General features: G+C 67.6%; 16 protein-coding genes and 1 pseudogene. 7 read left to right on the top strand and 10 right to left on the bottom strand.

The window, feature by feature from the left end:
• Positions 1–134: 134 nt before the first annotated feature.
• Together ACFC06_RS17385 and ACFC06_RS17380 are read left to right on the top strand one after the other, a co-directional pair.
• Positions 135–2,507, top strand: coding sequence for a YbhN family protein (locus ACFC06_RS17385; RefSeq protein ID WP_375931814.1), 2,373 nt, complete (start codon positions 135–137; stop codon positions 2,505–2,507).
• A gap of 240 nt (positions 2,508–2,747) precedes the next feature.
• The gene (locus tag ACFC06_RS17380) at positions 2,748–3,515 is read left to right on the top strand and encodes a FadR/GntR family transcriptional regulator (protein WP_375931811.1); all 768 of its coding nucleotides are present in this window, start codon (positions 2,748–2,750) and stop codon (positions 3,513–3,515) included.
• An 11-nt stretch (positions 3,516–3,526) separates the two neighbouring features.
• Here ACFC06_RS17380 and ACFC06_RS17375 read toward each other — a convergent pair whose 3' ends face one another.
• The 5 genes from ACFC06_RS17375 to ACFC06_RS17355 form a co-directional block, all read right to left on the bottom strand.
• Positions 3,527–4,951, bottom strand: a complete 1,425-nt coding sequence (locus ACFC06_RS17375; protein WP_375931808.1) for a threonine/serine exporter ThrE family protein — start codon at positions 4,949–4,951, stop codon at positions 3,527–3,529.
• A gap of 101 nt (positions 4,952–5,052) precedes the next feature.
• A complete protein-coding gene (locus ACFC06_RS17370; protein WP_375931805.1) occupies positions 5,053–6,171 on the bottom strand; it encodes an NAD(P)H-dependent flavin oxidoreductase in 1,119 nt (372 codons plus the stop codon).
• A gap of 43 nt (positions 6,172–6,214) precedes the next feature.
• The gene (locus ACFC06_RS17365) at positions 6,215–7,567 is read right to left on the bottom strand and encodes a wax ester/triacylglycerol synthase family O-acyltransferase (protein WP_375931802.1); all 1,353 of its coding nucleotides are present in this window, start codon (positions 7,565–7,567) and stop codon (positions 6,215–6,217) included.
• A 146-nt stretch (positions 7,568–7,713) separates the two neighbouring features.
• The gene (locus tag ACFC06_RS17360) at positions 7,714–8,487 is read right to left on the bottom strand and encodes a hypothetical protein (protein WP_375931799.1); all 774 of its coding nucleotides are present in this window, start codon (positions 8,485–8,487) and stop codon (positions 7,714–7,716) included.
• A 223-nt stretch (positions 8,488–8,710) separates the two neighbouring features.
• Complete coding sequence (locus tag ACFC06_RS17355; protein WP_375931796.1) at positions 8,711–10,420, bottom strand: cutinase family protein; 1,710 nt, start codon at positions 10,418–10,420, stop codon at positions 8,711–8,713.
• 159 nt (positions 10,421–10,579) lie between these two features.
• Between ACFC06_RS17355 and ACFC06_RS17350 the strand changes: the two genes are divergently transcribed.
• Positions 10,580–11,848, top strand: a complete 1,269-nt coding sequence (locus ACFC06_RS17350; protein WP_375931793.1) for a TerD family protein — start codon at positions 10,580–10,582, stop codon at positions 11,846–11,848.
• Positions 11,849–11,850: 2 nt separating this feature from the next.
• Here ACFC06_RS17350 and ACFC06_RS17345 read toward each other — a convergent pair whose 3' ends face one another.
• On the bottom strand, positions 11,851–12,654 hold the full coding sequence (locus ACFC06_RS17345) for an alpha/beta hydrolase (RefSeq protein ID WP_375931790.1): 804 nt from the start codon (positions 12,652–12,654) through the stop codon (positions 11,851–11,853).
• 166 nt (positions 12,655–12,820) lie between these two features.
• Between ACFC06_RS17345 and ACFC06_RS17340 the strand changes: the two genes are divergently transcribed.
• A complete protein-coding gene (locus ACFC06_RS17340; protein WP_375931787.1) occupies positions 12,821–13,600 on the top strand; it encodes a class I SAM-dependent methyltransferase in 780 nt (259 codons plus the stop codon).
• 3 nt (positions 13,601–13,603) lie between these two features.
• Here ACFC06_RS17340 and ACFC06_RS17335 read toward each other — a convergent pair whose 3' ends face one another.
• Positions 13,604–14,119, bottom strand: a complete 516-nt coding sequence (locus ACFC06_RS17335) for a hypothetical protein (RefSeq protein WP_375931784.1) — start codon at positions 14,117–14,119, stop codon at positions 13,604–13,606.
• A 95-nt stretch (positions 14,120–14,214) separates the two neighbouring features.
• Between ACFC06_RS17335 and ACFC06_RS17330 the strand changes: the two genes are divergently transcribed.
• From ACFC06_RS17330 to ACFC06_RS17320, 3 genes and pseudogenes are all read left to right on the top strand, one after another.
• Positions 14,215–14,709, top strand: a complete 495-nt coding sequence (locus tag ACFC06_RS17330; protein ID WP_375931781.1) for an NUDIX hydrolase — start codon at positions 14,215–14,217, stop codon at positions 14,707–14,709.
• Positions 14,710–14,723: 14 nt separating this feature from the next.
• Positions 14,724–14,966, top strand: a pseudogene (locus ACFC06_RS17325) (transposase); the annotation flags it as partial.
• Positions 14,967–15,363: 397 nt separating this feature from the next.
• Positions 15,364–16,314 carry a hypothetical protein gene (locus tag ACFC06_RS17320; RefSeq protein WP_375931778.1) on the top strand — a complete coding sequence of 317 codons (951 nt, stop codon included), beginning with the start codon at positions 15,364–15,366 and terminating at the stop codon, positions 16,312–16,314.
• Positions 16,315–16,375: 61 nt separating this feature from the next.
• On the opposite strand, the gene dnaB is transcribed toward ACFC06_RS17320, so the two are convergent.
• The 3 genes from dnaB to rpsR all read right to left on the bottom strand — a co-directional run bounded on the left by dnaB (position 16,376) and on the right by rpsR (position 20,077).
• A complete protein-coding gene (gene dnaB, locus ACFC06_RS17315) occupies positions 16,376–18,694 on the bottom strand; it encodes a replicative DNA helicase (protein WP_375935567.1) in 2,319 nt (772 codons plus the stop codon).
• A 661-nt stretch (positions 18,695–19,355) separates the two neighbouring features.
• Entirely contained in the window at positions 19,356–19,808 is a 453-nt protein-coding gene (gene rplI, locus ACFC06_RS17310; RefSeq protein ID WP_375931775.1) for a 50S ribosomal protein L9, read from the bottom strand.
• Between the two features lie 17 nt (positions 19,809–19,825).
• Positions 19,826–20,077 (bottom strand): 30S ribosomal protein S18, encoded by a 252-nt coding sequence (rpsR, locus tag ACFC06_RS17305; protein WP_056823934.1) that lies wholly within the window; start codon positions 20,075–20,077, stop codon positions 19,826–19,828.
• Positions 20,078–20,097: the final 20 nt, after the last annotated feature.

Raw genomic sequence — 20,097 nt, 5'->3', positions numbered from 1 at the left:
TGATTCCTTCCGGTTGTGCGATATGGCCTTCGGCTACAGGACGCGCCACGACACGCTTTTGTGACGGCTTGTGACCCGCCTCACGTGCGATGTCACGGCGGGTCGACGGCGTGTCGGTGTGTATCGTGCGGCTCATGCGAGTCGACGGTCGGGAGATTCCGGTGACGGGAAGTCTCCTGCAGCCGCTGATCCGGCGTACCAGTGACATCGTCCGGGTCGTGCTGGCCGGGATCGGTGTCGCCGTGGTGATCGCGGGCTCGCTGGTCACCCGGCCGGAGTGGCTGGCCCTGGAGAGCTCGGTGTCCAACATCGTGAACTTCCTGAGCCCGGACCAGGCCACGATGGTGTATCTCGTCTACGGAATGCTCATCCTGGCACTGCCGTTCGCCATCCTCATCGAGCTGATGCTGCGCAGGCAGTGGAAGCTGCTGGCAGGCTACGCCGCCGCCGGACTGCTCGCGGTGCTGGCCCTGTCGATCACCGGCTCCGGCATCTCCACCCCGAAATGGCATCTGCCCGTCCCCGACCGGTTCGACACCTTCCTCTCGCAGTTCCTCGACGACCCGCGCTGGATCGCCATGCTCGCGGCCATGCTCACGGTGTCGAGCCCCTGGCTGCCGGTGCGGCCGCGGCGCTGGATGTGGTTCCTGCTGTTGATGTTCGCGCCGATGCACCTGGTGGTGAGCTCGGTGGTGCCCGCGCGGGCCATGCTGGGGCTCGCGGTCGGCTGGCTGGTCGGCGCGGTGATCGTCTGGCTGGTCGGCACGCCCGCGCTGGAGGTGCCGCTGGAGGCGGCGGTGCGGGTGCTCGCGCGGCGCGGTTACACCGTGCGCTCGTTCCACGTCGACCGGCCCGCCGGGCGCGGCCCGCTGCTGCTGGCCACCGAGGTCGACGGGCCCGAGTCCGAGATCGTCGTCGAGATGTACGGCAAGAACCAGCGCAGCTTCGGCGCGATCCGTCAGCTCTGGCGCTGGATCACCTTCCGCTCCAGCGAGACCGCGCCGCTGCACGGGTCCATGCACCGCGCCGTCGAGCACCGCGCGCTGCTCGGCATCGCCATCGGCGAGCTGGGGATGGCCGACTCGCACCAGGTCGCGGTGGCCGGGCTGGAACGTGGCTGGATGCTGTTCGCGCACACCGTCCCGCGCGGCACACCGTTGCGCAAGCTCTCGGCCCAGGTGCTGCCCGGGGTGTGGCGTTCGCTGCTGCGCCTGCACGAGAACCAGATCAGCATGGGCGATCTGCCGCCCGACTACGTGCGGGTCTGCCAGGGCGACACCCTCTTCGGCGGCTTCGCCTTCGCCGAGTACGGCGCCTCCGACGCGCAACGCCAGTCCGATATCGCCCAGTTGCTGGTCACCACCACCTCGCTGTTCGGCAAGCACGAGGCGGTGTCCTCGGCGATCGAGGTGCTCGGCGAGGCGGCGGTGATCACCGCGGCCCGGCGGCTGACCAAGTCGGCCATGCCCACCGGCATCCGCAAGGCGGTGCCGCAGTGGACCAAGGTGGTGGCGACCGCGCGCGAGGAGGTGCGCGCGCAGACCGGCCACGACCGCATCCAGTCCGAGCAGCTCACCCGCTTCAACCGCAACCAGATCATCCAGCTGGTGCTGCTGGTCGGCCTGGTCTATGTGGCCTACCCGTTCTTCAGCCAGGTGCCCACCTTCTTCAGTCAGCTGCGCACGCTGAACTGGTGGTGGGCGCTGTTCGGCCTGGTCATCTCCGGCCTGACCTATCTGGGCGCCGCCGCGGCCCTCGGCGCGTGTGCCGACGGCCTCGTGCGCACCCGCGACCTGATCCTCGAGCAGCTGGCCAACACCTTCGTCGCCACCACCACCCCGGCCGGGGTCGGCGGCCTGGCGCTGAGCGTGCGGTTCCTGCAGCAGGCGGGCATGTCGACGCTGCGGGCCACCGCGGCGGTCGCGCTGCAACAGTCCATGCAGGTGATCACCCATCTGGTGCTGCTGGTGATCTTCTCGGTGGTGGCGGGCACCTCGACCAATCTGGCCCACATCGTGCCCGACGCGACCGTGCTGTATCTGGTGGGCGGGCTCGTCGGTGGGTTGATCGGCGCGTTCATGTTCGTGCCCAAGCTGCGCCGCTGGGTGAACCACTCGGTGCGGCCGCAGCTGATGGAGGTGCTCGGCGAGCTGGGTGACCTGGCCAAGGACCCCAAGCGGTTCGCCATCATCGTGGCGGGCTGCGGTGCGATCACCCTGGGTCAGGCGCTGGCGCTGTGGGCCAGTGTCGAGGCCTTCGGCGGCGGCACCGATTTCGTGGCGGTCACCATCGTCACCATGATCGGCGGCACGCTCGCCTCGGCCGCGCCGACGCCTGGCGGTGTCGGTGCCGTGGAGGCGGCGCTGATCGGTGGTCTCGCGGCCTTCGGTGTGCCCGCCGAGATCGCCGTGCCCGCGGTGCTGCTCTACCGGGTGCTCACCTGCTGGATTCCCGTCGGCCTCGGCTGGCCGATCATGCGCTGGATGGGCAACAAGCACATGATCTGAGCCCTGTCTGATCCAGAACCGGCGCTGGTCGTGCCCCATCGCCCCCGCTCGGCCGGGTGGTTGCGCGGGATTCCGGTGGTTGCCGGGGGATCGCTGAACATGCTGTTCGGTTGGTTCCACACGTCGATCGGCCGACCGACGTGAACCATCCCACAGCACCCGCTGGTACGTGCGAGGTGCGGTTTCAGCGCCTAAACTGTCTGGGACGTAACCGGAGCATGATCGAAAGGTGTTTTCTCGATGGGATCCCGGACGGTGGTCGCCGACGTCGCCGATGAACTGGCGCGTCGTGTCGCCACCGGCGAGTACCGGCCCGGCGAGCTGATGCCGTCGGTGCGTCAGGTCGCCGACGAGTTCGGGATGAACCGGGCCACCGCGCAACTCACCCTCGGCAGGCTCGAGTCCTACGGCTTCGTCGAAGCCCGCCGCGGCAAGGGCTTCACCATTCGCGACGTGCGCGAAGAGGGCGGCATGGATTCCTACCGCCACCTGTTCCGCTTCTCCATCACCGCGCCCGCCGTGGCCGCCGAGATGTTCACCGACATCGTCGCCGTCGAACGCGGCATCGTGCTCGAGGCCCTGCTGGCCTACACCGCCGCCGAGAAGGTGCTCGAGCCGGGCGAGCTCGCCGCCGCCGTCGACGAGCTCGAGGCCATGGCCCGCCACGCCGTGCCCGACTACCCGGCCATCATCGCCACCGAGATCGCGCTCATCCGCAAGGTGCTCGGCGCGCTCGGCATGAGCATGCAACGGGCGGTGCTCAATTCGATCGCCGACATGGTCGTGGAGGTGCCCGAGGCGGTCACCGCCTACTTCGCCGTCGCCGCCGACCTGCACGTGCTCGTCTGGCGCGCGCTGCTGGCGGTGTGGGACGCCGAGTCCGCGCCCAGCGAGGCCCAGCTCGCCCTGTTCGAGGACCTGTTCGCGCTCTACCACGAGAAAGTGGTGGCCCGCTTCGACGAACTCGTCGGCGTGACGGGCGTCGAGGAGACCGCCGCGACAGCCTGAGCCCCGCCCGCTCAGCTGTCTGGGTCGCGGTCGTGATGCCACGGCAGGTGCCTGCCCTGCGGCAGCATCGAATCGAGAATGGTGCCCACATGCGGTGCCCGCGTGGCCATCAGCCCGGAGCCCACCATCACCCCGAGCGCGATCGACATCACCGACAGCAGTGCCGACACCAGCACCTCGAGCCCGCCCGGCGCCGTGGCACCGGTGGTGTGCAGCACCAGCTCCGACACCCCGGTCAGGCTGATCCCACCGGGCACCAGCATCCAGAACGCGGGCAGGAAGGCCACCTGCCGCGGCGGCGCGTTGGTGCGGCCCTGGATCAGGTAGGCGGCGGGCACCGCGATCAGCCCGCCCAGGAACGCGCCGGTCAACGGCCCCGACAGCGTCTTGCCGACGAACTGCGCGGCATAGGTGACATACAGGACCAGCAGCAGCCAGCCCATCGAGTTCTGCGGCGCGCTCGACCGCCACGAATGCCCGAACCCGATCAGCAGCACCCCGAGCAGCGGCGCCCACCAACCCAATTGGGCACTGCTGATCGGTGAGTCCGCCAGCGGCCCGAGCACGCTGATACCCACATAGATGCCGAAGGCGAGCAGGAACAGCATGTTGATGCCGTAGACCACCCGGCTCGCCCCCGCGACCATCGACCCGGTCGCCAGCTCGATCGTCCCGTTGGTCAGCATCGCGCCGGGCAGCAGCGTCGCCACGGCCGGGATCAGCAGTTGCTCGGGTTGCCCGCCCGCGAGCGCGCCGGGAAACCCGAAGGCCAGCGCCGCGACCAGCGCCGCGGCGAGTACCGGCAGGGCCATCGAGAGCAGGCGTACCTTGTCGGCGAGCTGGGTGAGCACCCCGACCACCAGCCCCAGCACCACGTACCCCACCAGCGCGCGGGCACCCGGATTGAGCATCATCCCCAGGCCGACGGTCAGCACCACCTGCCCGAGCAGGATCAGCCAGGGCGGACTGCCGGGCTTCGCGGCCAGCAGCTCGTCGAGCTCCCTGGAGGCCGCGGTGGGCGGCGGCGCGTCCTTCTCGATCTTGTCGATGAGCCGGTAGAGGCCGGCGATCTGGTCCAGCGGCAGCGTGCCCACCCGCGCGTCGAGCATGTCGATCGCGGAACCCTCGTCGGTGCGCACCCGCACGAACACCGCCGTCGGCAACACCATGAAGTGGAGATTGTCGGTGCCGTAGCGGCGCGAGAGCTGGTCCAGGATCTCCTGCACCCGCGCCGAGGTCTCACCCGCCCCGACCAGCGCCACCCCCAAGCGGCACACCAGATTCAGCAGGTCGGCAGGGACGGGCGGCTCGGCCGGTGGCTTCGGCGTTGGCGGCGTCGGCAGGGCCGCCGTGTACTGGGCCCGAGCACTCTCGATCGCGTGCCGGACCCGGAACCGCGCAGCCTCCCAGCTGCTGTACCTGTGCTCCGAAGCCATGTCACCGCCGTCCGCAACCGTGGGGTCGTGGTGCGGGCGGCGATCACGGGTTCGCCCGCCATCGCGAGTCTAGGCCAGGCACGCGGGGCGGGCGGGACCTGTCAACCGTTGAGTTTGGTGAGGCGGTCGTAGGCGGTGACGTACTCCTCGACCAGCCGGTTGATCACATCGGCACTGCGCTCGACCTTGTTCATCATGCCGACCACCTGGCCGACCGGATTGAAGTTCACGTCCTTGGCGGCCTCGGGGTAACGGTGTCCGCGCTTCACGCCGTCGAGGGCGACCATCATCTGCAACGGCATGGGCAGCGGGTCGGGCGTCTCGGCCGATTCCCACGCGTCGGTCCAGTCGTTGCGCAGCATGCGGCAGGGCTTGCCGGTCCAGGATCGCGAGCGGATGGTGTCGTGGCTGGTGGCCTCGATGTAGGTCGACATCTGCGCGGGCGGCACATTGGCCTCCTCGACGGTGAGCCACAGCGACCCGGTCCAGGCGCCCTGCGCGCCCATGGCCAGCGCGGCCGCGACCTGCGCGCCGTTGCCGATGCCACCGGCGGCCAGCACCGGGGTGTCTCCGATGGCCTCGATGACCTGCGGCCACAGCACCAGCGAGGACACCTCACCGCAGTGCCCGCCGCCTTCGGTGCCCTGACACACCACGAAGTCGAGCCCGGCCGCCTTGTGGTTCATCGCGTGCTTGACCGAGCCGCACAGCGCGCCGATCACCCGCCCCGACTCCTGGATGCGACGCACCACGTCTTCGGGCGGGGTGCCCAGCGCGTTGGCGACCAGCTTGGCCTTGGGGTGGTTCAGGATCACGTCGACCTGCGGTCCCGCGGTGGTCGCGGTCCAGCCCAGCAGCTCGTTGTGGTGCTCGCCCTCGGGCAGCGCGGGCACATCGTGGTCGGCCAGGATCTGCTGGGCGAAGTCGCGGTGCCCCTGCGGAACCATCTGCGCCAGCTGCTTTTCCAGCTGTTCGGGGCTGAGCCCCTCGACGCCCTTGCCCTCGTACTTGGACGGGATCACCAGGTCGACGCCGTAGATGCCGTTGACGTGCTCGTCGAGCCAGGCCAGTTCCACCTCGAGCTGTTCGGCGGTGAAGCCGACCGCGCCGAGCACACCGAGCCCGCCCGCGTTGCTCACCGCGGCCACCACGTCGCGGCAGTGGGTGAAGGCGAAGAGGGGGAACTCGATGCCGAGCTGTTCGCAGAATTCGGTACGCATACCGAACTGTAACACGTTCTAGTTTATTCGAGAATGGTCGATTTCAGGTCGCCGCGTCCTCCAGCGCGGCCAGCGAATCCTCCAGATGATCGAGCAATCGGTGCAGGTCGGGCAGGGTGCGGCGGCATCCGACCAAGCCGAAATCGAGATTGTCGCCGTGCGAGGTGAGGGTGATGTTCACGGCCTGGCCGTCCAGCGGGATGGACAACGGATAGCCCGCGTCGAGCCGGGCCCCGTTCCAGTACATCGGCTCCCGCGACCCCGGCACATTCGAGATGACGATATTGAACGGCGGCGTCCCCAGCGCGGCGAAACCCGGCAGCAGCAGCGCGGCCATCGGGCTGAGCATCAGCCCCGCCACCGCCAGCGTCTGCGCCGGGCTCAGCGAGCGGTACACATCCTTGCTGCGCCGCGTCGACTCGCTCACCACCCGCAGTCGCTCCAGCGGATCGGCGATATCGGTGCCCAGATTGCACAGCAGCGCCGCGATCTTCACGCCCTGGGTGTCGGTGTCGTCGGCATCGCGCAGCGACATCGGCACCATCGCGATCATCGGCTTGTCCGGCAGCGCGTCGCGCTCGAGCAGATACGCGCGCAGCGCCCCCGCCGACATGGTCAGCACCACATCGTTGACCGTGGTGCCGGTCGCCTTCTTCACCTGCTTGATCCGGTCCATCGACCAGGTGCGCACCGCGCATTTGCGCGCCCCGCCGATCGGCACGTTGAACAGCGTGTTCGGCGCCGCGAACGGCAGCGTCAGCTGCTGTTCGAGCAGGCCGGTGCGGGCCGCGCGCATCAGCGCCGCGGTCGACGAACTCGCCGCCGACAGCCCGCCGAGCACCCCACCCATCCGGGAACGCCCGCGCCGGTTCTCGGGCCGCGGCTTGCGCGGCAGGTTCCACGGCACGGCCACCGCCGAATCCGGATCGGTGCTCAGCGTCCGGCGCAGCAGCCGCTGCGCGGAGACCCCGTCGATCAGCGCGTGGTGCATCTTCGAGTACAGCGCGAACCGGCCGTCGGCCAGGCCCTCCACGAAATGTAGTTCCCACAGCGGACGATGCCGGTCCAGCAGCGCGCTGTGCAGGGTGGAGGTGTGATCGAGCAGCTGACCCATGGTGCCCGGCGCGGGCAGGGCGCTGCGCTGGACGTGGAAGTCCAGGTCGATCTCCTCGTCCTGGGTCCAGGCCAGCTGGGGTGCGCCGAGCCAGGTGGCCGGGCGCTTGCGGAAGGTGGGCCGGAAGTTCCTGTCGGCCAGCAGGATGTCGCGGAACTCGCGCAGATAGTCCGGCCCGGCGTCTTCGGGCGGCTCGAACAATTGCAGTGAGCCCACATGCATCGGATGCTCGCGCGACTCCGCGAGCAGGAACAGCGCATCCAACGGTGCGATGAATTCCATGACAGATCGCCCCCTGACGAGAGTGGTTCGGTGCAAGTCTGTAGACGATCGACCACGCTGTCGGGTCGGCACGGCGAACTTTCGCCTGCCACTTCCCAAGTTACCCGCCGGTCGCGCTCACGTCAGCCGAACGACGCGGTGAGGGCTCACACCTGCGCGGGCTCCGCCTGCCGCTGCGCCACCGGCTCATCGGCCACGGGTGCGGTCTCGGGCGTACCGGCCGGCGGCTCGGTGTCGGCGGTGACGACCCGCAACACCGCGGTGTGGTGCTCCTCGGGAGCGAGCGCCGGTTCGGGCGCGGCCGTGGGTGTTTCGGCGACCGGCTCGGCGACGGGCGCCTGCGCAGTCGGAACCGGCGGCGCCGCAGGACCTTTCGAGGCGATCTCGATCCCCAGCTCCAGCCGGGTGATCTCCACCAGCGCACGCTCCTGCTCGGCGGCGTGGCGCATGGCCTTCTGCCACAGCGAGGCCATCTCCTCGAGCTCCTCGACGGTGGCCTCCACATCGATGTGCAGCTTGAGCCGCTGCATGGTGATGTGCTGGGCGGCGGTCAGCGTGCGCAGCAGATCTTCGCACTTGTTCGGGATGCGGCGGTGCGCCACCACGCGCAGCCGGGTGAGTGTGCCGCCCGGGCGATCCCAGATCACCTTGTGGATCTGCGCGCCCACCCCGTCGATCTCCTCGGCGGTGACCAGATCCCACTCGCCGCAACTGGCCAGATCGCCGCGCACCGAGGCCGAGGTCTCCAGGATCGAGGCCACCGCCGCGAGCACCGCCTCGCGCCGCCACGCCTCGTGATCGCGCTGGTCACCCACCATGTTCGACAGCTCGACATGACGCTGTGCGGCGTCGAGCGCCTGCCTGCCCCGCTCGTCGGCGGCCGCGATGCCCTCGCGGTGCGTGCGGTTGTTGGCGAACACGCCGACCAGTACAGCGCCGGCGACAGGGAGCGAGCCGAGGAGAGGGAGCCACTGAGTCACCCGCCGATCATTGCATCGCGACAAGCATCAGTCACCATGATCGGCGCGTTGCCCGAAGATCGCACCGGGGTGTCGCCCTCGCCGACGCCGTCCGGAAGCGACGAAGTCCCCGGTGCGGCAACCAGTTCGGTCGTCGCGCCGGGGACTTTCGTTCTCGCTGTTGTCAGTTCGCCGGAGTCGTGGTGGTCGGCTCGCCGGTGGTGGTGGTCGGGGCCGCCGTGGTGGTGGGGGCCGGGGACGTGGTGGTGGTCGTCGGCGCGGGAGCGGCGGCCTGGTTGGTCGCGGGCTCCGGTGCCGGGGCCGGGGTGGTGGTGGTCGGCTCGGCCGTGGTGGTCGACGGCGTGGTCGTCGTGCCCGTGGTCGAGGTGGTGGTCGGCGGCGTCGTGGTCGTCGTCTTGCTGGTGGTCGACGGCGCGGTGGTGGTGGTCTTGCTGGTGGTGGTCGACTTCTTCGTCGTGGTCGAGGTCGGCGCCGCGGTGGTGGTCGTGGCGGGCTTGGTCGGCGCGGCCAGCGCGGCGGTCACGTCCTCGTCGGCGGGCGCGGACTTCTTGTCCACCGGCTCACCGGCCTGGGCCTGCTTGGCCAGGTGGGTCAGCCAGGCCGCCGCGTACTCCGCCGAGGTCAGCGGTTTGCCGTTGGCCGCGTCGGAATCACGCCAGTAGTCGAAGTGGTGACCGGTGCCGTTCGGGCCGAGGGTCAGCTGGTACGGATCGCTCATCGCCACCGGAATGGTGTTCTGGTTGGTCACGATCAGCCCGACGATCTCGTTGAACACCTTCTGCGGCAGATACGCCAGCGGCGAGACCTGCTCGGCCGCGATCGTGTCCGCCTGCGAGGGCGCCTTGGTCTCGCCCGGCTTGTAGTCCGGATCGGAGACCTTGAGCAGCACCTCGAGGAAGGTCTCGTCGCTGGCCATCCAGTTCGGGTTGGCGGCGATGTCGGAGAAGGCGGCCATCGCGATGCGGCCCAGCGTGAACGCCATGTCCTGGCCGGTAGCCGGGGTCAGGCCGTCGCGCTGCAGGTCGTCGATATTGATCTGGCGGCCCACATTCGCGGCCAGTTGCAGCAGCGAGATGTTCTCCGGCGCCGCGCAGGTCAGGTCGCCCTCGGAGCAGAAGGAGGCGATCTTGCCGTTGAGCGCGCCGAAGTCACCGCCCGTGGTCACGCCCTTGCCCGAGATCGGGTCCACACCGTTCTGGTACTTCTGGTCGAAGCCGTCCGGGTTGGCGAAGGGGTCCTCCGCGCCGATGAACGGGCCGTCCCCGGCCGCGCGACCGGCGTCGGCGAACATCACCACGCCCAGCACGTCGTCGGGGTCGACGACGGAGTAGCCGTCGGCCGGGTCGTCGTTGCCGATGCCCTCGGCCACCCGACGCACCACATCGGCGCCCTCGCTGTAGCCGACGATGGAGAACTTGGTGTCCGGGCAGGCCGCCGAGATCTCCCGCATCACCTGCTGGGTGTTGGCGACGCCGGTGTTCACGGCGTCCTCGTAGGTCCGCATGTCGGCCGGGTAGGCGATGTAGACCGCCGCGTACTGGCCGTCGGCCACCGCGCTGGCGGGCGCGTTCACCACCGGGTCCACCCAGACGCTGCTGTGGTCACCCGACAGCGCCGCGGGCAGCGGGTTGCCGTTGGCGTCGAGCAGCATGGCCGTGGTGCCCTCGACCGGGGTGTCGTTGCGCCCGGCCACCGAGATGGTCACCATCTCGCGGCACTCGGTCACCGAGGTGGTGAGCTCGTAGCTGGGGGACTCGGGTTGCTGCGACGTCACCGCGAACGACGCCGCGACGATCGCCGCGACACCCAGGGTCGCCGGCGCGGCGACAGCCGATGCGATGCGATGTTTCGCAAGGAACTCACGCAGATTCATGTCATGATCCCGTTCGAATGACCTACAGGTGGGCAGGCCCCCCGACGGGCCGCATGTCACGAACTCTGTCGTGGGCCACCTGCGGATCGTTACTACCGCGAAGAGCAGTCACGTGCCCCGGCTTCTGGGGGCACGGCAGTGGGCAGGGGGGAAACGCGCATGTCAGCGACGCTGGTGAAGGGTCAGAACGGGCCGGTGGGCACCGATGTCGTGGTTGTCTCGGCACGGGTGAACGCACCGGTGACGGTCGCGGCGCTGCTCGTCACCGAGCAGGGCCGGGTGCGCTCCGACGGCGATCTCGTCTGCGAGTACCAGCCGTTCGCGCCCGGTGTGCGATTGCAGGGCGGGACCATCACCGTCACGTTGTCCCAGGTGCCCGCCGAGATCGCCCAGGTCAGAACGGTGATCGCGCTCGCCGATCCCGCAGGCGGCTTCGGCCGGACCGCGCCGCCCTCGGTGCTCGTCGCCGGTGCCGACGGGACGGTCCTCTACGACTTCCACATCGACGGGCTGAGGACGGAGTCGGCGCTGCTGGCGGTCGAGTTCTATCGACGTCAAGGCGCCTGGAAAGTCCGCGCGCTCGGCGCGGGCTACGCGGGCGGGTTCGGTGCGCTGGTCGGTGATCACGGCGGACGATTGATCGAGGCCCCGCGTCCAGCGGTCCCGCAGCATCCGGCCGCCGCGCCGTATCCTGCCGGTCCGGCGAGTCCGCATTCTGCCGGTTCAGGTCCCGCGGGTCCGGGTGCGGCTGCGGCTGCGGCAGGGTCGGGATCCAGGGCATCGGCGGCTGCGTCGGGGTATCCCGGCGCGCCCGGTAGCCCGGCTGCCGCGCCGGGCCTGCCCCGCCATCGGCCCGTCAGCCTGGCCAAGGGCCAGCAGGTCACCCTGCGCAAAGACGGCGGCGCCGCCCTGACCTTCGTCCGCATGGGCCTGGGCTGGGACCCGGTCATGCGCGGGCGCCTGTTCGGCCGCCGCCCGATCGAGATCGACCTCGACGCCTCGGTCGCCATGTTCGCCGAGCACACCCTCGTCGACCTCGTCTGCTTCGGCCAGCTCACCTCCAGGGACGGCGCCATCCGCCACCAGGGCGACAACCTCACCGGCGAGGGCGACGGCGACGACGAGGTGATCCTGGTCGACCTGGTGCGCGTCCCCGTGCACGTCACCACCCTGCTCTTCTTCGTCACCTCCTACCAGGGCCACACCTTCGAACAGGTCACCAACGCCTTCTGCCGCCTCGTCGACAACACCACCGACCGCGAACTGGCCCGCTACGCCCTCACCGGCGGCATGCCCTACACCGCCATCGCCATGGCGAAGGTCTCCCGCTCCGGCCGCGAATGGACCATGCGCGCCATCGGCGAACCCTTCCAGGCCCGCACCCCCGGCGACGCCATCCCACAGCTGGGCCAGTTCCTGCTGCGCTGAGCTCACCCGATCCCGGCCACCTCCCGCACCGAATCCGCGATGGCCGGGAAGTCCTTGCGCAGGATGGCACCGTGATTGCTCGGCACCTTCGCGGCCACGCGGATGTTCGGATTGCGCGAGGTCACCGCGTCGAGCCCGGCACGGATGCGCTCCTGCTCGTCACCCTTGCTGCCGAAGGAGGCACCCGAGGCCACCACATAGCGCACCGGCGTGCTGATCGCGTCCAGCACCGGACCCAGCTCATCGGTACGCGAGTACCTGCCCAGCTCGATATTGCTCTCGGCCTGCTGCGCCGCGGTCATCCGCGGTGCCAGCCCCGTCGGCCGTAGCAGCGGCATGAACCAGCTCAGCCGCTTGAACAGTGTGCGGATGCGCTCCTCCATGGCGTCGTCGAGCCAGTCGTAGGGGAAGGCGCCGTCCACGAGCACCGTGCCGATCGTGCGCTCCGGATTCCGCGCCGCCCAGTGCGCCCCCACGACGGCCCCGTAGGACCACCCCACCAGCACCGCCCGCTCCACACCCCGCGCCGCCAGCACCGCGTCGACATCCCGCACCGCCGCCTCGAACGAATAATCCGACGACAACCCCGACTTCCGCCCCCGAGCCCGCTCGTCGAAGGTGATGTGCCGGAACCCGTCCCCCAACTCGGCGATCGTCCTCCGCCAGTACCCCTGCGTGGCGAACTGCCCGTTCAGATAAACCACCGCGATCCCGTCACCCCCGGTATCGGTGACGGCCAACGCCGTATCGTCGACGCTCACCATCCCGGTCCACGTGCTGGTCGGTTCGATGTGTCGCGCGGTCATGGAAACCACCCCTCTCGGTCGTGCTCGTTGATTGAGACCACTGTCGCGCCCGCACCTGACACCGCCCTGACACGTCCCTGACGCCCGCTGACGCCCGGAATCAGCTGTTCGAGCGATGCGTGTACCGGCGAATTCCGGGACAGTCGAATGCCAGGAAGGTGAGGCGATGGCCGACTGGGACGGCGCGGGCTACGCGCACATCAGCGGACTCCAACGCGCGATGGCCACCGACGCCGTGTCCGCGGTCCCGGTCGCGGGCACCGAGCGTGTACTCGACGTGGGTTGTGGCGACGGCTTCGTGACCCGCCTGCTCGCGGCACGCGTACCCGCCGGTTCGGTACTCGGCCTCGACCCGTCACCACGCATGATCAAGACCGCCCGCACCGCCGACGATCAGCTCCGCAATGTCGACTTCCAGGTCGGCGATGTCACGACGATGACCTGCACCGGCGAGTTCGACCTCGTCGTCTCCTTCAACGCCCTGCACTGGGTGATCGACCAGACCACCGCCTACCAGCACATCGCGGCGGCCCTGACGCCCCACGGCCGGGCACTGGTGCAGTACGTCTGCGCAGGCCCGCGCCCGAGCATCGAGGACACCGCCATGGCCGTCACCGCCGACCCGCGCTGGTCACCGGCCTTCACCGACTTCCCCCGCCCCTACCTCCACCTCGACCCCGCCACCCTGCCCACGATCGCCGCCGCCGCGAACCTCGTGGTCCTCGCGCAATCGGTGACCGACCGCACATGGGACTTCGGCTCCCGAGAAGCCTTCACCCAGTGGTGCACAGTCGGATTCACCGATTGGACCGCCCACCTACCCCCCACGGAAATCCCGCCCTTCGTCGCCGAGGTGGTCACCCGCTACGAATCCCTCACTGGCACACCAGGACTGTTCCGATTCCTCCAGCTCCGAGCCGAATTGTCACACCCCACACCCGAATAGCCCTCACCAGATATCAACCCACTGCGGCCGCGGCGCCACATCGAACCCAGCCGCCCGCCCCCGCACCAACATCGGCAACTCCGCCCCCACCGGAAACCGATCCATCAACGCCGAGGCCGTGGACTTCCGCAGTTCATTGAAAGCGAACTCCTTCTTCATCCCATATTCCGCCCCGGTCGCCGGATGCGTGAACCGCACCTCGAGCCGAACCCGATGCGTCGACAACGGATTGTTCGACGACCGCGTCACCCGCCGCCCGGCCCCGACCACCGTAGCGACGACCGCCTCACCATTCCTGCGCAGATAAGCCCGCCGACCCCACCACACCACCCCCAACACGAACGGCCAACTCACCAACCCGAACACCAACCCGACAATGAGCGCCACCCCGATCAACGCCCCACCATCCCGCTGCCCCACCCACACCACCCCCCGCAACACCAACGAGAAATACCCCACCGCCGCCACCGCAGACACCACCCAATACCCGAACACCACAGGGTTGACCAGCACCTTCATCTTCCCCACCCCGCCCCCGATCCGCCTATCCGACAAGCCACAACGATCGTAACCAGCCCTTCCGACAAGCAGCGTCGTCAGCGAAACTGTTCACAATGAAGCAAGAGTTGCGCGTCGCCGCTTACGCGGTGTGCGTCCGCGAATCCGAAGGCGCAGCCGAAATCCTGCTCGCCCGATGGATAGCACCGGACGGCAGTAAACAGTGGACCCTCCCAGGCAGTGGAATGCACCACGGCGAGAACCCGATCACCACAGCGATCCGCGAGGTCACCGAGGAAACCGGCTACATCGCCGAGCCCATCACCCTCCTCGGCATCGACTCGATGAACCGCCGATACCCACGCCCCCACGGCGAATTCGCCGATTTCCACGGCCTCCGAATCGTGTACGAAGCCCACATCACCGGCGGCGACCTACGCAACGAAACCAACGGCTCCACCGACCTGGCAGCCTGGCACCCGATCGCCGACATCACCCACCTCGACCGAGTCGACCTCATCGACACCGCAATCGAATTGTGGCGAACCAGACCACCTCTCGGCCGCGCAAACGGCAGACCGATACCGCTCACCTCAAGTGTTGGGACGTGAACCTGCAGAAATCCGACCCGGAATCGGTTGCCGCGCAGTACGACCGGATGCTCGATGCCCTGACTGAGAAGCTCCCGAAAGTCGCCGCCCACCTGGATGCTGCCCGCGCTGACCTGCTCGCCTTCACCAGCTTCCCGAAACAGATCTGGCGCCAGGTCTGGTCAAACAATCCTCAGGAACGGTTGAACAAGGAAATCCGGCGCCGCACCGACGTCGTCGGGATCTTCCCCGACCGGACCGCGATCATCCGCCGCGTGACCAAATCGGGTCACGCGGCGATCATCCCGATACACCACGCATTTGGACTTGACCGACGAGGCCGCGACTCACATCGCGGCCTCGACCGAGCCCGTACCAGCGAGACGGATCTGAAAGACCCAGTAGCTCCTGATGCGATGACGTCATCTCATCGAAGGACCTCCCACGCCAAACGGAGTAGAGAGACGGTTAGGACCCCATATCGACGGACGAATCGGGTCATTCTGCGGCGAGCGGAGGGACTGATGACCAGCTGAGTATGTGTTCGCATGGAACCATGATCAGATCCGGCGTATCCGGGGAGACGATTGTTGACACTGTGCCTTGTCGGCGTCCATGTCGATCCATGTCGCCAACCTGTCCGTTGGCAATAGTTGACATCGAAAGGTTCTCGGAATGCCCCCGATATCGATGCCCGAGGAGTCCTCGGTGCCACCTGGACCGCACCGGGACCTTCTCGTCGCCCTCCATGAGCTGTACGGCCGAGCGGGCTCACCCTCGCTACGGCGTCTCAGTGGCATCGACGTGGACGGACCGGGGACGCTGAGTCACGAGCAGGTTCGAAAAATACTCCAAGGCAAGGCTGTTCCGAGATGGCAGGTTATGGAGACGCTGGTGCTCGCCCTTCTGTCATTGTGCGGTGGGTTCCCTAGGCACCCAGCTCTCGAAGTCGATCGTTTTCGGGCATTGTGGCGAGCGGCCGACGCCGGCGAATACGGGATGTCCGAGATGGCTGTCCACCCCGGAGCTCCGGACAGCACCAGGGGCGACGGCAGCAAATGGGTACCCGACGACATCGCACGACTCATGATCAATCCGATCTATGCCATCGAGATCGCTGAGGACCTGGCGTTGCCGCACGAGCCGATATTTTCGGAGGAGGAGTGGATCGCCGTCAACCTGAGAACTCTTGCCGAGATCGGTCCCGAAGCCTACCTGCGTACTCTCCTGGACATCCTGCGTGGCAACTACATCGCCGGAGGTGCCCCCGAGGGTTACTGTGAGCACGGTGAAATCGATGCAGATACCGCTGACGAGTATGTGTGTCAACAGATACTGGATCGACTCCGGACGGAACCGGGAATTCTTGCACGGTCGATCAACGCGCTTCGGAACACACCGGACCATTCGGATGATCCGATGTTGCAGGAGGAGGTCGACCTCTTGGAACAGAGACCGGATGTCATGTGGGAGGTTCTCAGCGCATCGGATCAGACTTGGACGGGTATGACGATCGAGGCGCAGAGGCTGATACTGATCTATCTGGTCGAAAAGATCCTGATCGGCCCGCCTGGGCAGCCGATTGATGTACAGGTGACGATCGTATGGAGGATCCCGCAGCCATAGCAGGTCCGAAAGTCATTCGGCCACCGATAAACCCTGACTGTGGATACCAACCAGATACCGATCAGCCCCTGGCCATATCCACGAACCGGCTCAGATGCAGCTGATGCGCCACGGTAATGGTCGCGGTGGGGCCGTTACGGTGTTTGCCGACGATGAGGTCGGCCTCGCCGCCACGCGGGTCGTCACGTTCGAACGCATCGGGCCGGTGCAGCAGGATGACCATGTCGGCGTCCTGCTCGAGCGAGCCCGATTCGCGAAGGTCGGAGACCATGGGCCGCTTGTCCGTTCGCTGTTCCGGACCACGGTTCAGCTGCGAGATCGCGATCACCGGAACCTCGAGCTCCTTGGCGAGCAGTTTCAGATGTCGCGAGAATTCCGAGACTTCCTGCTGCCGGGATTCGACCTTCTTACCCGAGCTCATCAGCTGGAGGTAGTCCACCACAACGAGTTTCAGATCGTGGCGCTGCTTGAGCCGCCGCGCCTTGGCCCGGATCTCCATCATCGTCAGGTTCGGCGAATCGTCGACGAACAACGGCGCCTCACTGATCTCACTCATCCGCCGAGCCAGCTTGGTCCAGTCGTCATCACTCATACGCCCAGAGCGCATGTCACCGAGCTTGATCTTCGCCTCGGCCGAGAGCAGACGCATCACGATCTCGGTCCGGCTCATCTCGAGCGAGAAGATGACGCTGGCCATTCCATGCTTGATCGAGCAACTCCGCATGAAATCCATGCCTAGCGTGGAATTGTGGGTCGGCACCATCGAGTGACCCGCGAGATACAGGTGGTCGGCATTGTCGACCTCGACGCAGCGGACCGGCACGGACTCGATCCGCCGAACATCCACGATATAGCGGGAATTCGACCGAGTCGTATTACGCGCTGCGCGACGTTCCTTGTGTAGCAGCGCCTTTCGGTACAGCCCGAAGACTTCGTCGTCGGTGGCGAAGGTGAGGGTGAAGCAGGTCGACGTCTGCTCCGATCGTCCACGGACCCGCTTGGTGGAAACACCACAGCGATAACCCAAACTGACGACGAGCTCCCGCACATCGCGGAACAGCCGCTCATCGGTGACAGCGAACTGCACCGACCCGCCATGGGTGACGGTGCCATCGGTATCGAGCAGCCCGGCGAGCAGCGCCCGGCGCTGCGCCTCCGATCCACGCAGATAACTCATCGGAATGTGCTTGTCGCCGAGCACACCCAGTGCCGGGAGAGTCAGCTGGAAGCGGCCGGGAGCTGACGGTGAGGGCGTGGCGATGATGCCTTCGCCTTCGATCCGCGCGACGATCTCCGGGTCGAAGCAGGTGAGCTGGGCGGCGGCGGAGGTGCCGTCGCCCAGCCAGGCGCCGAGGGTGTACGGCGGTACCAGCAGATCCTGCGTGGGCAGTTGCAAGGGCCGGGTGTTGGTGACCGAGTGGTTGAGGCGGCGGTCGGCGGTGGCGCAGCGCAGGGTGTTCGCGATCTCGGCGGTGGTGCGCACCCCCGGGGCGGTCGGGTTGCGGCGTGGGCGGCCCGCTGCCGCATCCTGGGCCGAGCGCCGGGATTCGCGGGTATCGGTGAGCCACTGGTGCTGTTCGTCGGCGATGAGCACGGTGCCGTCGGAGAATTCGACTTCGTAGCACGGCCGGTCGGTCATGACCTCGGTCGCCGCGACGACGCGCGTGGGGTGCCCGTCGGCATCGAGCAGTTCGTCGCCGACGCGCACCTCGCCCATCGTCGTCCACCCGGACGGGGTCGGCAGGGGGGTGTCGAGCGCGAGTGCCTTGCCCACACCAGGTCGGGCGGCGACGATGATCATCTGGCCTGCGTGGAGGCCGTTGGTGAGTTCGTCGAGTTCGGTGAAGCCGGTGGGGACGCCGAGGGAGATGCCGCCGCGGGAGGCGATGGAGTCGATTTCGTCCATGGTGGGCTGGAGGAGTTCTTCCAGCGGGGTGAAGTCCTCGGTGGTGCGGCGCTCGGTGACCTCGTAGATCTCGGCCTGGGCGCGGTCGACGACCTCGGCGACATCCTGGCCGTCGGCGCCCGCGTAGCCGAACTGGACGATGCGGGTGCCCGCCTCGACGAGGCGGCGCAGGATGGCCTTCTCGGCGACGATCTCGGCGTAGAAGCCGGCGTTGGCGGCGGTGGGGACGGTCTGGGTGAGGGTCACCAGGTAGGGCGGGCCACCGATGCGCTTGAGTTCGCCGCGGCGGTCGAGACCGGCGGCGACGGTGACGGGGTCGGCGGGCTCGCCGCGGCCGTACAGGTCGAGGATGGTGTCGTAGACGGCCTGGTGCGCGGGACGGTAGAAGTCGCCGGGGCGCAGCACCTCGACCACGTCGGCGATGGCGTCCTTGCTCAGCAGCATGCCGCCGAGCACCGACTGCTCGGCCGCCATGTCGTGGGGTGGCTGCCTGCCGAAGTCCTCGCCGGGGGGCTCGGGCGGGAAGTCGGTATGCGCGCGGTCACCGGTGGTAGTCACCAGAATCGACCGTCCTCTCTGCCCACAGAACCGGGGGTTTCACATCGATGAACTCGTTGTACTCCCGGGCTCCGACACGAAGTCAGCAATCGGTTGCCTGCGTGATTCCCGGGGTCGCGCGCAGGGCGATGCGACGAACCTAGGCGACGTTTTCGGGATGCGCCAAGCCGACCTGTGCACACAACTGTGGATAACTTGGGGGTAGTTCACCCAGAGTTGTGCAGCTCCTGTGGAAAACATGGGGAAAACCCAGGTCAGTGCGGTGGAATGCCCTGCTAGGCCCGGTAATACCCAACTCTCGACCTGTGGATGAAAGAAGTTCCGGCGTGTCGGTAAAGGTGAACAGCCGGGCGTGTTGGGTAAACAGCGGTCGTGCACGGTATGACCGGAGTCACAAATGTGCCGGTCGGTTTCCACGGTAATCCACAGGCGGAATAACAGGAGGTCAGCGAGTTGCCGACCGAGGGCCACCTGGGGTGGCTCACAACGCCCTGACGGGCGGTTACCGGTCAGCTAACGCCGCTGAAGGCAAGGGAAACCACCCCCATGCGAACACAGGGGTGGTTTCCCAGCGAACTCAGTTCGCAGCAACCTCGAGGTTGAACTTGGCAGCCACATCGGGGTGCAGGTGCACCACGATGCCGTGCTTGCCGGTCGCCTTGATGTGCGACTTCGGCAGCTCGATGCTGCGCTTGTCCACCACGGGGCCACCGGCGGCCTTGATGGCGCCGGCCACATCGGCGGTGGTGACCGAACCGAACAGCTTGCCGCTGTCGGCGGTCTTCACGGCCAGCGACACCGACTCCAGGCCCTCGATGGCCTGCTTCAGCTCGTTGGCGTGATCCAGGTCGCGCACCTTGCGGGCGTCCTGGGCGCGACGGATGCCCTCGACCTGCTTCTGGGCGCCACGGGTGGCCACGATGGCCAGGCCGCGGGGCAGCAGGAAGTTGCGGCCGTAACCGTCCTTGACCTCGACGAGGTCGCCCGGCGCACCGAGGTTGTCGACATCAGCGGTGAGGATGAGCTTCATCTGTCTGACTCCCTTTCTCAGCGAGCGGTCGACACGTAAGGCAGCAGGGCCACCTCACGCGAGTTCTTGACGGCCACAGCGATGTCACGCTGATGCTGCACGCAGTTGCCGGTGACGCGGCGAGCGCGGATCTTGCCGCGGTCGCTGACGTACTTGCGCAGCAGCGTGGTGTCCTTGTAATCGATATTGACGATTCCGGACTTCGCTTCCTTGCAGAAAGCGCAGGCCTTCTTCTTCAGTACCTTTTCGCGCGCGGGCGCTTTAGGCATGGTCTTCTCTCCGTACTATG

Origin of the sequence: Nocardia sp. NPDC056064 (assembly GCF_042266925.1) — a bacterium.
Classification (GTDB): Bacteria; Actinomycetota; Actinomycetes; order Mycobacteriales; family Mycobacteriaceae; genus Nocardia.
Note: the sequence above shows the minus strand (reverse complement) of the source record. Positions and strands in the feature narration are given on the sequence as shown.